Raw genomic sequence first — 15,002 nt, forward strand, 5'->3', positions numbered from 1 at the left:
CATGCGACAAAAGACGCTTGATGCCATCCTGGCTCATGCAGCTGCGGAGTATCCTCGCGAATGTTGCGGGGTGATTGCACAGAAAAGCCGGGTGGAGCGCTATTATCCCTGCCGTAATCTGGCCGTAAATCCTGAGGAGCATTTTCACCTGTCACCAGAGGACTATGCCGCCGCCGAAGACTGGGGGACTGTAATAGCGGTTGTTCACAGCCATCCTGACGCCACCACCCAGCCAAGCGAACTGGATAAAGCCCAGTGCGATGCAACCCTTTTACCCTGGCATATTGTAAGCTGGCCGGAAGCAGACCTTCGTACCATCCAGCCCCGCGGTGAGCTGCCCCTGCTGGAGCGTCCGTTCGTGCTGGGGCATTTCGATTGCTGGGGGCTGGTAATGAGCTATTTCCGGCAAACCCACGGAATTGAACTGATGGATTATCGGGTGGACTATCCGTGGTGGGAGGATCAGTACCCTGAAAATTTTTATCAGGATTGCTGGTATGAATGCGGCTTCCGGGAGTTCAGCGGTGCTCCGCGCGCGGGAGACATGGTGATCATGCAGGTGCAGGCGAATAAGTGGAACCATGCGGGGATTCTGCTCGAAGGAAACATTCTACTTCATCACCTGTACGGCCATCTTAGCCAGCGTGTTCCTTATGGCGGCTACTGGCAGGAGAGAACGATGAAGGTATTACGTTATAAATCTCTGTGATAATATTTCTCCAAATCAAAAGGAGAATTGACATGAAACTGACGATTTTATTTCTGGTTGCATTTGGTTTAGTGGGGTGTAGTGCGAACTCCTTACAAAAAGGTGAGCCTGTTTATATGGCGTACTCTTCAAAAAATGCAGGCCAAATTAACAAGTGTTTGGCTCCGAAGTGGCAAAACCTTCATCCTCAAGCAAATAGTATTGAAACAGAAACCGGATATAAAATATCGGCGGCTGATGATTTGTTTGGTGTGCTATCTATGGCTCTAATAGATAACGATGACCGTGGCGGGTCCAGCGTTAAAGTATATGCAGCCAGTAAAGGAATTGGAAACCCTTGGGGTAACGCTGCTAAATCGTGTATTTGATTATTCTCACTAATTAAGTATTCGAAGCTGGATTAAATTTTAAAGGTTGTCTACTGTCTGGTAATAAATGACACCATTAATATGGCCCGAAAGGGCCTTTTTTATTGAGAGGTGATATGACAGATGTTTATTCTGAAAGAATGATTAGTATTGAGCTTTACGGGCCATTGGCGAAAATATTTGGTAAATCGCATAAGCGATTAGTTAAGTCTAAATCAGAAGCGATTCATTCAATTTGTAAGACCGTTGATGGTTTCGAGAAATATCTTAATACTAGCAAGTCTCGAGGTTTGACTTACGCCATATATGAAGGCAAAAAAAACATTGGTGTAAATGATCTCGACTTTCCAATAACTGAGGATGTAATACGCATTGTTCCAGTAGTTATTGGAAGTAAAAAAGCAGGCCTACTGCAAACTGTATTGGGCGCTGTATTGGTAGCCGTTGGGGCATTAGGTGCAACATTCGGTCAAGCATGGGGCGGAGCTGCCTGGGGGCCTGCTGCTATGAAAATTGGCGCGGCCATGATGCTTGGTGGGGTAGTGCAAATGCTTTCGCCGCAGCCTGCAGGTTTAGCCAGTAAACAAAGTGCAGATAACCGCGCATCGTATGCTTTTGGCGGCGTAACAAATACTGCCGCTCAGGGGTATCCGGTTCCCTTACTATATGGCCGCCGGCGCATCGGCGGAGCCATTATTTCCGCTGGGATCTACGTAGAAGACCAGCAATAAAAATAATCCTTCTTTCAGGCCACCGTCGGGTGGTTTTTTTATGGGCGCAATATGGCTACAGCAAACGCGATTAAAGGCCGCAAGGGCGGCAGCTCCAGCTCAAGAACACCGACCGAACAGCCTGATGATCTGCAGTCCGTAGCGAAGGCAAAGATCCTTGTTGCGCTGGGAGAGGGGGAGTTTGCAGGGCAGCTCACCGGAAAGAATATTTATCTGGACGGTACACCGCTGGAAAATGCAGACGGCTCTCAGAACTTCGGTGGCGTTACATGGGAGTTCCGCTCTGGAACGCAGGCGCAGAAATACATTCAGGGTATTCCCGGTACCGAAAACGAAATCAGTGTGGGCACCGAAGTTTCAAGTGCCAATGCCTGGACGCGCACCTTTACCAACGGCAAGCTGTCGGCCATTCGTCTGCGTTTGAAATGGCCCTCTCTCTTCAAACAGGAGAAGGACGGCGATCTGGTTGGTAACTCAGTAAATTACGCCATCGATCTGCAGACCAATGGCGGTACATGGCAGACGGTACTCAATACGAGCGTGACCGGTAAAACCACCTCAGGGTATGAGCGCAGCCATCGCATTGACCTACCGCAGTCGGGCAGCACCTGGACAATACGTATTCGAAAGCTTACCGCCGATGCGAACAGCGCGAAAAGCGGCGACACCATGGTGCTGCAGAGTTTTACTGAGGTGATCGACGCCAAGCTGCGATATCCGAACACCGCTCTGCTGTACATCGAATTCGACTCGAGCCAGTTCAACGGCTCGATCCCCCAGATATCATGTGAACCCCGCGGGCGTGTGATTCGCGTTCCTGATACTTACGACCCTGAAAACCGGACGTATACCGGGACATGGACCGGGGCGTTTAAGTGGGCCTGGACCGATAACCCCGCATGGGTTTTTTACGATCTGGTGGTCACTGAGCGTTTCGGTCTGGGAAACAGACTCACGGCGGCGAATATCGACAAATGGACGCTGTATCAGGTGGCCCAGTATTGCGATCAGATGGTACCGGATGGAAAGGGGGGAAGCGGAACCGAGCCACGCTATACCTGCAATGTCTATGTTCAGGACAGGAATGAAGCCTATACCGTGTTACGTGACTTCGCGGCCATCTTCCGCGGCATGACATACTGGGGCGGAGATCAGATTGTGGCGCTGGCGGATATGCCCCGGGATGTGGATTACAGCTATACCCGCGCTAACGTGATTGATGGGCGTTTTACTTACGCCAGCAGTACATCCAAAACGCGTTATACCAATGCACTGGTCTCATGGTCCGATCCGGACAACGCCTACGCTGATGCGATGGAGCCTGTATTTGAGCAGGCGCTGGTGGCGCGGTATGGGTTTAATCAGCTCGAAATGACAGCTATCGGATGCACCCGGCAGTCCGAGGCGAACCGGAAAGGGCGCTGGGGTATTCTGACCAATAACAAGGATCGCGTCGTTTCCTTTGATGTCGGACTGGACGGCAATATTCCTCAGCCCGGGTACGTCATTGCTGTGGCCGATGAATTGCTATCTGGCAAGGTGACTGGCGGTCGCGTCAGCGCAGTAAATGGCAGGGTCATAAAGCTTGATCGCGTCCCTGGCGCAGTTGCTGGCGACCGCCTAATCCTGAACCTGCCTTCCGGAGCATCTCAGGCACGCACTATCCAGTCGATTAACGCTCAGCAGGTAACAGTCACGACTGCTTACAGCGAAACGCCAGAACCTGAAGCTGTCTGGATTGTTGAATCGGATGCACTTTACGCTCAACAGTACCGTGTGGTCAGTGTTGCTGATAACAATGATGGGACATTCACCATCAGCGCGGCCGCGCATGATCCGGATAAATATGCGCGTATCGATACCGGAGCTATCATCGATGAGCGTCCGATCAGTGTGATACCGCCGGGCAACCAGGCGGCACCCACAAACATTACCATCGACAGCTATTCAGTGGTTCAGCAGGGGATCAGCGTTGAAACCATGCGCGCCAGCTGGACGGCTGTGCCAAACGCCATTGCTTATGAAGCGCAATGGCGCCGCAATGACGGGAACTGGGTAAATGTGCCGCGCAGCTCTACCACCTCGTTTGAAGTTGCGGCGATTTATGCCGGGCGATATCTGGTGCGCGTCCGCGCCATTAATGCCGCTGAAATTTCTTCGAAGTGGGCCACCTCCCTTGAAGTAACGTTAAAAGGGAAGGTCGGCGCGCCGCCGGTACCCATCAACTTTCGGACGACGCCATTATTATGGGGCGTGCAGCTGGACTGGGATTTTCCTGCAGATACAGCGGATACGTTGCAGACCGAGATTCAGTATTCCACGGACGCCGCCGGCACGAATGCGATGTTGCTTACGGATGTGCCTTATCCGCAGCACATGTATCAGCAGCTGGGCCTGAAAGCCGGGGTAGGGTTCTGGTACCGCGCGCGGCTTGTCGACCGCACCGGCAACCAGTCAGCCTGGACTGACTTCATCCAGGGTAGTAGCAGCTCGGTTGCCGCGGATTACCTGGTGGATATCGATAACCAGATCAAACAGACCGACGCCTACAAAAACGTCGTAAAAGAAATAACTGACCTGGGTGATGACCTTCAGTCAGCGCGCGATGACATCACCACAGTCACTACAGAGTCGGCGGCGACCAAAGCGGGGCTGGCGCAGGAGGTCACGGACCGTAAGAAAGCCATCACCGACGAGGCAACGGCGCGCGGGCAGGCGCTACTGACCGAGAAGAACGAGCGTCTGGCAGATATCAGCAACGTCAACCAGACGATTCAGACCAGCACCGAATCGCTGGCGCAGCAGATCGCCCAAGTGTCAGCCGGCACCGGTTCGCAGTTCGACCCGGCCAAAATCTGGTACTTCGATTCGACGACAGAGGGCTGGTCCGGGAACGGGACGCCGACCATTGTTGATGGCTGGCTGCGTCCGGCAAACCATGCCTCTGACCCCTGGGTCGCGTCGCCGGGGTCGCTGGGCATAACAGCTGCGGCGTATCGCTTTCTGAAGCTTCGTATCAAGAAAGTGGGTAATCCCGCCTGGGTAGGGGAAATTCGCTGGCGCAATACGGCTGGTTTCAACGACACCAACCGGTTCACCGTGGCGGAGCCCGCTTATAACTCTGACGGCGTCGCCACTCTTGAGTGTGACGATATCCCCTGGCTGGCCGACACGACGATTAACCAGATTCGACTGGACCTGTCCATCAAGCAGGATGCGACGAACTACTACCTGATCGACTGGGTGGCGCTCGGGCGGCCAACGCCGGGGGCCGGGATGGCCGCGCTGCAGCAGGAAACGACAGCTCGTGTTGCTGGCGACCAGGCGGAGGCCACGGCGCGCGAGACGCTGGCGACGCAGATCCGGGGCGGCTATACCGGAGACGACCCGTCAAAACTGGCTTCGGGGCTGCTGTATACCGAACGCCAGGCGCGCATCACCGCGCAGGAAGCGGAGGTGACAGCGCGAACTCAGCTGGAATCGACAGTAAACGCCAACAAAGCCAGCGTGACGCAGGAGCTGGCAACGCTGACGACGGAGCAGGAGGCGCAGGCCACTACGCTCTCGGGCCTGCAGACTACTGTTGGTAAAAACTCCGGCGATATTACGCGCATCGATAAAGCCGTCGCTGATAACAACAAGGCGCAGACCACCGCGCTGGCTGCGGTGAAGGCCACGACCGACCAGAACACGGCGGACATCAGCACGGAAACCACGGCCCGCACGGATGGTGACAGCGCGCTGGGTCGTCGTATCGACAGTCTGAAAGTTGATGTGGATGGCAATACCGCAAGCCGGGACGCCGGTATCATCGGTAACATCACCAACGCGCTTGCCAACTTCACCGCTTTCTCTGATCAGCGAGTCACGTTTGCTGTAGCCGACATGAAAGCGATGGCCGAGATCACCGACGTCCGGAAGACCTCTGCGGATGCCACAAGCGCCGTTGCGGAGCAGGTCACCTCGCTTAAGGCCACGGTTGAACAAAACGGCCAGACCAACGCTGCAGCCATTACGCGCATTGATAAAGCCGTTACGGATCTGGAGAGCGCCACCGCGACCAGTATTGAGCAGGTGACGGCTGCGATCGGCGATACCAATGCCAACGTCCAGACGACCAGCCAGGCTGTAGCTGACATCAACGGTAAGCTGAGCGCGCAGTGGGGCGTTAAAGTCCAGGTGGAGGCGAACGGCATCAAGCGCATCGCGGGTATCCAACTGGGCATTGATGCCACAGGCTCCTCTAACTTCCTCGTCAGCGCCGACACGTTCGCGGTTTATAATCCGACGACCACAGGACAGGAGTTGGTGTTCGCGGCGACCGGCGGCCAAATGTTCTTGCGATCGGTGTTTATCCAGGATGGTTCCATTGATAACGCCAAGATTGGCTACCAGATAAGTTCTAATGACTGGAACGATCTCGGCCCATGGGACCCGAACGGGCGCGGCTGGTGTATCCGCAAGGATGGATCGGCTTATTTTAATAGCGTGACAGTCAGAGGGACTGTTTATGCCACCAACGGGAGCTTCAAAGGAAGCATCGAGGCAACCAGCGGGAGCTTCAGGGGCACGGTAGAGGCTACGTCTTTCATAGGGGACGTGGCAAACGTAGGTATAGCGCCGGATGCCTACATATCAGGCGCTGGCGTAGCATCAAGTTCAATTACCTTTACCGACTCATCCTCCTCATCGCTGGATAAATCGGCTCTGCTTGAGGCAATGGTTTATGTCACATCTATCTCTGGCACAACGTCCGTAAATATCACCCTTAACATTAACGGGAATGTTCGTGATATGGGCTCTATCAGCGTGCCTGCCGGGACGGGAGGACTCTGGGTGACCGTGCGTCATGCGGTTCGCAATCTCACGGCCAGCGTGATTACAGGGACCATTTCTGTTGTTGGTAACGGGACGGCAAGTAAGCGAATTGCCGCTCCGACACTGACCATTACCCGGGGCACCGGCTCCTTCTCCTGATCCTCATAACCTCAGACCATCTAACCCAGCTCCGGCTGGGTTTTTCATTTTAAGGACATCATGAATGGCCACACTTGATGACGATTTAGCAAAAGCCGTCTCGGAAGGGTTTCGCCTGGCGCAAAGCAGTATCATCAACCAGGATCTGATTTTATCCGGGACAGGTGACGTCACCGTAACCCTGGCTGACGGCTCGAAAAAGACCGGACCCAGCTGGTCGAAGCTGATCGCTGCAGCGACCGCAGCTGGAACCAGCGCTGCCGCAGCCAAAACTTCCGAAACGAATGCCCTTGCTTCAAAAAACGCAGCTGCAACCAGCGCCACGAACGCGGCAACGTCTGAGGGTAACGCTCTCGCATCGAAGAACGCTGCCAAAACCAGCGAAACGAACGCGAAAACGTCTGAGACGAATGCCAAAACGTCGGAGACCAACGCAGCCGCCAGCGCCAGCAGTGCCGCAGCATCACTGGCCGCCGCGCAGTTGCTGACTTCTGTGCCCTATGAGGAAGCTCCATTCCCTGATGTGTGGGCACCGCTCAATGATGACCTGCGGCTGCTGGCCGGTTTCGCGCCTTATGACCGGTTGACGATTTCCGGCCAAGTGCTGGAACTGCCGACAAAGTCACTAACGTTTAGTCGGGCAACTACAGCGACTTATATTGATAAATCCGGGGTGCTTAGAATAGCAGCAATTAACGAGCCGCGTTTTGAGAAGGAGGGTTTATTAATTGAAGGGCAGAGCACTAATTTAGCGGTTTATTCATCACCGACTCAGGATTATTCCAGTTACTTTCGTAGTGGCGCAAACAATACACGAACGTTTAAACCCGAGGGTGGCGTTCTGCTTACCACATTAACGGATACAGGTACCTGGTGGGAGCAGAATATAAATGTGGCTAATTATGACCCAACAAAGCCAGCGTCCGTGTCCTGTTATTTAGAATTTCCCGCAGCAGCCAAGGTTAGAGTAATGCTAATGCGCTACTCCAGCGAGGGCGATATTGCGGCAGCATCCATCACAGCAGCGCCTGGTGTTAATAAAGTTTCAGTGCCTGTTCTGGGTGGGGCTGTAAACCAACGCCTGGGCTTGCGAATTACGGTTGATGCCGGAACACCCGTTAGCAGTGTGATTTTCATTGACCGTATGCAAATAGAGGGATCCGCTCAGGCGACATCTTACATTCCTACAAATGGATCAGCTGTAACCCGAGCAGCTGACGATTGCACCCTGCAACGCTCAGGTAATGATAACTACTTTGGGCCTGTTACTTTTGCAATGGAAATCCACTGCAACGGGAAAACGGTATCGGGTGCAGATGCTAACAGCCGTAGGGGGATTTTCAGCTATTACCCATCGTCCACCGAGTGGGTTTTCGCCTCGCTTAACTCTACCCAAGGCGCCGCAGGAAGGCCCATGTTTTGTTATGCAAGCCCCGCGCTGGTGGGGGGAGCAACTGAAATAGACGATGGGGCGATCCATAATATGGCGTTCGTCTCTGACACCGTAAATAAAAAGATATTCACAGACGGCGCGGTTATCACATCGGACACCATAACCAGACCGACGCCAGGGAATGTTGGCGCATCTAACTCCACGATTTATATCGGAAGGGGGGCAGGGTCGGCTGCCCCAGGTGTTCGAATGCTTAACGGACACATCCGTAATCTCCGCATCTGGCATCGCGTACTTACAGACAATCAAATTAAAGGACTCCGCTGATGAGAGATTTATATCTGCGATTTGCAGACGCTGACGAAATGCGCACGCAATTAATCGCGGCGGGCTTTATGGATGATAAAGAACAGGGCGGTTTATATCACCCTGACATCAGTCTCGATGTGATCGGCATTATAGCTGTCCCCACAGAGATTAAAAATCCGGAGGCAGAAAACGAAATCATTAAGTACGTCAACGAACCCGGGTATCACGCCAATTTGCGCGTGACAGACGACTCGCTGGAGCTGGCGTCATTAGACGCCTTCGCAGTCTTCCCTGACAACCCGAACCGGGTATGGGCATAAGGAGCACAACATGGCAAACAGAACAGACAGCATTAGCCTGGCCGCTGCGGACATCGCCGGGCTGAAGTCAGGTGCGCAGCGGGATGTCGGAACGTCCTCAGGAAACGTGATGGAGGTTGGCGCTTTTGGACTGGGCACCAGTAATCTGGTGAGCATCAGCCAGGGTGATCGCAAAGGGTTTGGCGCTTATAACGCCAAGATGCTGCTGGGCGGCATCGACAACAATACTGCAGTACTGGGCATGCCCTTTGATGCCTCAACCGCATTTCAGTTTTGCTTCCCGGCACGCCTGGATGTGCCGCCTGAGTTATACCTGAGATTGCTCAGTTCATCTCCAACATATGACGGGAAAATCTGTAAGGTATACACCGATTCCAATACCACCAGAGCAGCTGATGGCACGTTAAAGTCAGCATCTCCGATCGTCAAAGTTTATGCCGACGGCTCTTCGGAAACGAACTATGAATCTGAGGGCGTGACCGTAACGCGCCAGGGGGAAGGCGTTTATCTCATCACGGGCTGTCTCGGGCTTAATGCGGATGCGGCGTGGGGTGGTATTGATGGAGGGTTTGATATCCCCAAAGACCGCAATCGCCAGCCGCTGATCTGGCTGGATTACAAGGTAAACCCGGACGGTTCGGTGCTTGTGAAAACGTATCATAGGACTCACCCGGGCGCGCCGGAGTTCGCCCGTAACGAACGGGAAGGTTTTAACGAAGGTGACCCAATCGACATTCCAGCGGATCAGTATGTCTCCATCCGTGTGGAGATGCCGGTGGACAGCATCTGGAATCAGCGCCAGCTGGAGGCCGCGACTGCTATGGCTGAAGCACAATCTGATGAGGGTCATGACGTTCAGCCGTAATTATCAATAGGCGTTGCCGTATTGATCTGCACTACCTTTAAAACTACTGTATATAAAAACAGTAATAAGGAGTGCAGATCATGCCCCGCCGTTCCGACATTCACGCCGCATTTGTGGCCGCAATACAGCTAAACCCCAAGGGCTATCGGTGCTTACGCACAGAAGACTTTATCCGCGAACTGGCAAAGGTCCACTGGCATTTCAGCCGGGCCGACGCCAACGAGTGGATAGAGCGCTACCAGCCCGACTTCACCGACAAGACAACTGACGGAACCGACAATCACTACTGGATCCTGCGCAATATGGGGAGGGTTCACTAATGGGCTTTCCTTCACCGGCGGCGGATTACACCTCCCAGCGGATGACACCGGAACTGATCTGTGGCGTAGGCATCGATACCCGCATACTCGAAACTTCATCCGGGTACGCACTGATCGAGCCAGTTACCCGGTTAGTGCAGGGACAGACTCTGCTGATCCTCATTGGCGGTCGAACGCAGTTTGCGAAACTCAGGGGAAGGGCATTAATCACGGATGATGGCGAAGCGATTGAGGGGGAGGCCGCAGAGGAAGTGGAGGTTCTGGGGCGCGTGACGTTCTTCATCAACAGCACTGATGCTGATGACATTCCGGTGTGAGAAGTAGCGTGTTTTTGGGGGCGAAATTGGGGGCAAAAGTCATTTTGGGGCGTATTTTGGGGCGAGGAATTGACCAACATTGCCCGATATTGTCCATTACTGTTCTTTTGCAACTAACTGATTTTATGATAATTAAATGAATTTTCTGAAATTATAAAATCAGTTTCGTAGTTTAACGCTGATTATGTTGCGGAGGGGATAAACATTTCGTAAACCGGGGGAAAGGAACCCTCTTTCCGGGCGGAAAGAGGGTAAAAGCGTTATTTCAGCTCATCAACCATCGCGATAGCGCGACCGATGTAGTTTGCCGGGGTCATCGCTTTCAGACGGGTTTTCTCCTCTTCTGGCAGGGCCAGACCGTCGATAAACTGCTTCATGCCTTCGGCATCGACGCGCTTGCCGCGGGTCAGCTCTTTCAGTTTTTCGTACGGCTTCTCGATACCATAGCGACGCATTACGGTCTGGATTGGCTCCGCCAGTACTTCCCAGTTGTGATCCAGTTCGTCGAGCAGACGCTCGCGGTTCACTTCCAGCTTGCTCACGCCCTTCAGGGTGGATTGATAGGCGATCAGCGCGTAGCCAATGCCCACACCCAGGTTACGCAGCACGGTGGAGTCGGTCAGGTCGCGCTGCCAGCGGGAAACCGGCAGTTTGCTGGCCATGTGCTGCAGCAGCGCGTTTGCCAGGCCCAGGTTGCCTTCGGAGTTTTCGAAGTCGATTGGGTTGACCTTGTGCGGCATGGTGGATGAACCGATTTCGCCGGCGATGGTCTTCTGCTTGAAGTGGTTCAGGGCGATGTAACCCCAGATGTCGCGGTCGAAGTCGATCAGAATGGTGTTGAAGCGCGCGATGCAGTCAAACAGCTCGGCAATGTAGTCGTGCGGCTCAATCTGGGTGGTGTACGGGTTCCACTGGATCCCCAGAGAGGTGACAAACTCTTCGCTAAACTGGTGCCAGTCCACTTCCGGGTAGGCGGCGATGTGGGCGTTATAGTTACCCACGGCGCCGTTGATTTTACCGAGGATCTCCACCTGCTCAAGCTGGCGGTACTGACGCTCCATACGGTAGGCGACGTTCGCCATCTCTTTGCCGATGGTGGACGGGGTTGCAGGCTGGCCGTGGGTACGGGAGAGCAGCGGGATATCGCGATACTCCACCGCCAGGGCTTTCACCGCGTCGATGATTTTGCGCCAGTAAGGAAGTACGACTTCTTCACGCGCGGTAGAGAGCATCAGCGCGTGGGAGAGGTTATTGATATCTTCTGAGGTGCAGGCGAAGTGAATAAATTCTGATACCGCGTGCAGGGCCGGAACGCTTGCCACTTTCTCTTTCAGGAAATACTCAACCGCTTTCACGTCATGGTTGGTGGTGCGCTCAATGGTCTTAATGCGTGCGGCATCTTCTTCATTGAACTCTGCGACGATTTTATCGAGGTAATCGTTTGCCTGGCTGTCAAAAGCAGGAACTTCCTTGATTGCTGCCTGCGCGGCCAGCTTTTGCAGCCAGCGTACTTCAACCTGTACACGGAATTTCAGCAGACCATATTCGCTGAAGATCCCGCGCAGCGCGCTGACTTTATCGCCGTAGCGTCCATCGACAGGGGAAACGGCGGTCAGTGAGGATAATTCCATAATTCGCAACTCCGGGAGGTTAACAATGAGCAAGAATTTGTTTTGCCTGAGTGGTCAGGCGATTACGAGAAAACATGAGCTGCAGGCGGCCACCGCCGACCTGTTGCCACAGTACCGCGGCACGAATACCGGCGAGCAGGGAGGCGCGTACTTTGGCCTGCACCTGCGGGCTTTGCAATACGGCAGGGGAGCCGGTCACCTGGATACGCGGCCCCAGTGGGCTGATGACATCCACATAGATGCCCGCCATGGCGCTGAGTAAGGTATCGGACTGCAACTCGAAATGGTCCAGCTGGCGCTGCAGGCCGGTAATGCGCTCGCCGAGAGTATCCATCGCCCCTTTGGCGGCATTCAGCTTGCGCTCCAGCACCATCATGCTGAGGGTATAACGCGTCAGTTCGGCGTTGAGCCCCTGACGGTTGCTGGCATTTAACACGCCGAGCAAGGTTTCCAGACCGAGACGAAGATTCGCTTCGCTACCACCAAACACGCCGAGGGTGGAGCTGGGGTTCAGATCCACGACGCTGTTGAGCGAAACGTGCAGCGCGTCAGCATCGCAGTGACCCTGATGCGCCAGCTGTTGCACCAGACGGGCAGACTGGCAAATTCCTGCCAGCGCCAGGGTGATGTCATAATAGTTCTTCGCCACACTTGCTCCTTTCTGTGTGTTATCGCATTAAACCGCGGTCAGCGGCAGGCGTTGTTCGATGATACCGCCGCCAAGGCAGATTTCACCGCTGTAGAAGACAGCAGACTGACCCGGGGTCACGGCGGCGACCGGCTCGTCGAAACGCACCTCAATGCGTTCATCATCAAGCGCAGTCACGGTGCAGGGGATATCGGTCTGACGATAGCGGGTTTTCACCGTGCAGCGCAGCGTGCCTTTCAGCGGCTCGCGGTCGACCCAGTGCAGCTGTTGGGCAATCAGCCCGACGGACATCAGACGCGGATGGTCATGACCCTGGGCCACAATCAGAATATTGTTTTCAACATCTTTATCGACGACGTACCACGGATCTTCGCTACCCTCTTTGATACCGCCGATACCGAGGCCCTTACGCTGGCCCAGGGTGTGATACATCAGACCCTGGTGCTCGCCGATGGTATCGCCATCCACGGTCACGATCTTACCCGGCTGGGCAGGGAGATAGCGGCCCAGGAACTCACGGAATTTGCGCTCACCAATAAAGCAGATCCCGGTTGAGTCTTTTTTCTTCGCAGTAATCAGATCCAGCTCTTCGGCGATTTTACGCACTTCTGGTTTTTCCAGCTCGCCCACCGGGAACAGGCTTTGGGCAATCTGTTCGTGGCCGAGGGTATAGAGGAAGTAGCTCTGATCTTTGTTACCGTCGAGCCCGCGCAGCAGCTGGCTTTTGCCGTCGACATCCGCGCGGCGCACGTAGTGGCCGGTGGCGATGTAGTCAGCACCCAGATCTTCAGCGGCGAACTCGAGGAAGGCTTTAAATTTGATCTCTTTGTTGCACAGAATATCCGGGTTTGGCGTGCGGCCGGCTTTGTATTCAGCCAGGAAATGCTCGAACACGTTATCCCAGTATTCTGCGGCAAAATTGACGGTGTGCAGTTCAATGCCGAGCTTGTCGCATACCGCCTGGGCATCAGCCAGATCCGCGGCGGCGGTGCAGTATTCCTCGCCATCGTCCTCTTCCCAGTTCTTCATGAACAGGCCTTCAACCTTATAGCCCTGTTGCAGCAACAGCCAGGCAGAGACGGAAGAATCGACGCCGCCGGACATGCCGACGATCACTTTTTTTTGGCTTTCAGACATTGGAATACTCACGACATTGAACTTCAAGGCGGCGTATTCTATCACGCGCCCCCGGCATTGACACCCTCTGTAAACGGCCAGTTAAATTCGCCGATGGTCTCCAGCGGCAGACGCTGGCCGGTCAGGTAGCTGCGAATGCTCTCCGCAACCAGCGGGGAGCGCAGATGTGTTGCGTTAAGGATGGTGTCGGCATCCACCCACAGGCAACGATCGATGTCGCTGTCGTGCGGCTCAGTGGCGCACGTTTCGTTAAGCTCAATGGCGAACAAAAAACGGATAAACGGCGTTTTGTCCGGCGCGATCCATTGATGGAGGCGGATGAAATGCTGCGGCCTAGCATGAATGCCGGTCTCTTCCCACAGCTCACGCTGCGCCGCCTGGACCAGCGTCTCGTCGGCTTCCAGGTGGCCCGCAGGCTGGTTCCAGAGCGCTTTGCCGTTGATGGTCTCTTCCACCACCAAAAATTTGCCCTGGGCGTGGACAATTGTGGCCACTGTGACATGCGGTTTAAACATGAGGCTCTCCTTGTTCGGTAACGTCCCGCCACTCACCGTTGGCGAGGTTATCCAGCGTGTAACTGCCCATGGCGTAGCGGATCAGGCGCAGCGTCGGATGGCCGACATGCGCCGTCATGCGCCGTACCTGGCGGTTACGGCCTTCATAAAGGGTGACTTTGATCCACGAAACGGGAATCGATTTGCGCTCGCGGATCGGCGGATTGCGCGGCCAGAGCCACTCTGGCTCATTCACCAGCTCAATGCCTGCGGGCAGGGTAGGGCCGTCGTTCAGCGTAACGCCGTTACGCAACGCCGTTAACGCCGCGTCGTCCGGGACGCCTTCAACCTGCACATAGTAGATTTTGCCGGTGCGTTTGCCGGGCTGGGTGAGCCTGGCCTGGAGCTCGCCGTCGTTGGTGAGCACCATCAGCCCTTCGCTGTCGCGATCGAGTCGGCCTGCGGCATAGACCCCCTGAACGGGGATGTAATCCTTCAACGTGCTGCGTCCGGCTTCGTCGGTAAACTGCGGCAGGACATCGTAAGGTTTATTGAACAAAACGACGCGTGTTGGCGCGCGTTGCTTGCGCGGTCTGGACGCTTGTCGGGTGCTGAATCGTTCAACCCGGTGATTTCTAAAAGAAGTTTTCTGCATGGTATTTTCAGACGTTATCAATTGCCGCATTATAGCCTAATAACGAATGCCTTTCATGGCGCCAGACATTCAGGTACTATCGGTGGGCTCATTACAAATTATTAACATAAGATCAGTAACAACCAGA

General features: G+C 54.6%; 13 protein-coding genes and 1 pseudogene. 9 read left to right on the forward strand and 5 right to left on the reverse strand.

Translation table 11 applies throughout. The annotated features are described in order from the left end of the window. Position 1 precedes the first annotated feature (1 nt). From C2U54_RS13985 to C2U54_RS14025, 9 genes and pseudogenes are all read left to right on the forward strand, one after another. Entirely contained in the window at positions 2–709 is a 708-nt protein-coding gene (locus C2U54_RS13985) for a C40 family peptidase (RefSeq protein WP_103179169.1), read from the forward strand. A gap of 32 nt (positions 710–741) precedes the next feature. Next, on the forward strand, positions 742–1,077 hold the full coding sequence (locus C2U54_RS13990) for a hypothetical protein (RefSeq protein WP_103181069.1): 336 nt from the start codon (positions 742–744) through the stop codon (positions 1,075–1,077). Between the two features lie 116 nt (positions 1,078–1,193). After that, entirely contained in the window at positions 1,194–1,808 is a 615-nt protein-coding gene (locus C2U54_RS13995) for a tail assembly protein (protein WP_233210499.1), read from the forward strand. A 51-nt stretch (positions 1,809–1,859) separates the two neighbouring features. Next, positions 1,860–6,275, forward strand: a pseudogene (locus tag C2U54_RS14000) (phage tail protein); the annotation flags it as partial. 574 nt (positions 6,276–6,849) lie between these two features. Then, positions 6,850–8,505: a phage head spike fiber domain-containing protein gene (locus C2U54_RS14005; RefSeq protein WP_103179171.1), complete on the forward strand. Its 1,656-nt coding sequence runs from the start codon at positions 6,850–6,852 to the stop codon at positions 8,503–8,505. After that, positions 8,505–8,807 (forward strand): hypothetical protein, encoded by a 303-nt coding sequence (locus C2U54_RS14010; protein WP_103179172.1) that lies wholly within the window; start codon positions 8,505–8,507, stop codon positions 8,805–8,807. The genes C2U54_RS14005 and C2U54_RS14010 overlap by 1 nt, the downstream gene beginning before the upstream one ends. A gap of 10 nt (positions 8,808–8,817) precedes the next feature. Beyond that, a complete protein-coding gene (locus C2U54_RS14015; protein WP_233210515.1) occupies positions 8,818–9,672 on the forward strand; it encodes a phage tail fiber protein in 855 nt (284 codons plus the stop codon). 80 nt (positions 9,673–9,752) lie between these two features. Beyond that, a complete protein-coding gene (locus C2U54_RS14020; protein ID WP_103179173.1) occupies positions 9,753–9,992 on the forward strand; it encodes a hypothetical protein in 240 nt (79 codons plus the stop codon). Beyond that, the gene (locus C2U54_RS14025) at positions 9,992–10,309 is read left to right on the forward strand and encodes a hypothetical protein (RefSeq protein WP_103179174.1); all 318 of its coding nucleotides are present in this window, start codon (positions 9,992–9,994) and stop codon (positions 10,307–10,309) included. The genes C2U54_RS14020 and C2U54_RS14025 overlap by 1 nt, the downstream gene beginning before the upstream one ends. A gap of 260 nt (positions 10,310–10,569) precedes the next feature. On the opposite strand, the gene purB is transcribed toward C2U54_RS14025, so the two are convergent. From purB to rluE, 5 genes are read right to left on the reverse strand one after another with little or no spacing between them, the layout of a single operon-like run. Beyond that, complete coding sequence (gene purB, locus C2U54_RS14030) at positions 10,570–11,940, reverse strand: adenylosuccinate lyase (RefSeq protein WP_103179175.1); 1,371 nt, start codon at positions 11,938–11,940, stop codon at positions 10,570–10,572. 19 nt (positions 11,941–11,959) lie between these two features. Next, positions 11,960–12,589, reverse strand: coding sequence for a high frequency lysogenization protein HflD (gene hflD / locus C2U54_RS14035; RefSeq protein WP_103179176.1), 630 nt, complete (start codon positions 12,587–12,589; stop codon positions 11,960–11,962). 27 nt (positions 12,590–12,616) lie between these two features. Next, positions 12,617–13,726, reverse strand: coding sequence for a tRNA 2-thiouridine(34) synthase MnmA (mnmA, locus tag C2U54_RS14040; protein ID WP_139156335.1), 1,110 nt, complete (start codon positions 13,724–13,726; stop codon positions 12,617–12,619). Between the two features lie 41 nt (positions 13,727–13,767). Continuing rightward, complete coding sequence (locus C2U54_RS14045) at positions 13,768–14,241, reverse strand: NUDIX domain-containing protein (protein ID WP_103179178.1); 474 nt, start codon at positions 14,239–14,241, stop codon at positions 13,768–13,770. Then, positions 14,234–14,905: a 23S rRNA pseudouridine(2457) synthase RluE gene (rluE, locus tag C2U54_RS14050; protein ID WP_103179179.1), complete on the reverse strand. Its 672-nt coding sequence runs from the start codon at positions 14,903–14,905 to the stop codon at positions 14,234–14,236. The genes C2U54_RS14045 and rluE overlap by 8 nt, the downstream gene beginning before the upstream one ends. Between the last annotated feature and the right edge of the window lie 97 nt (positions 14,906–15,002).

Origin of the sequence: Leclercia sp. LSNIH1, from assembly GCF_002902985.1 — a bacterium.
Lineage (GTDB): Bacteria > Pseudomonadota > Gammaproteobacteria > Enterobacterales > Enterobacteriaceae > Enterobacter.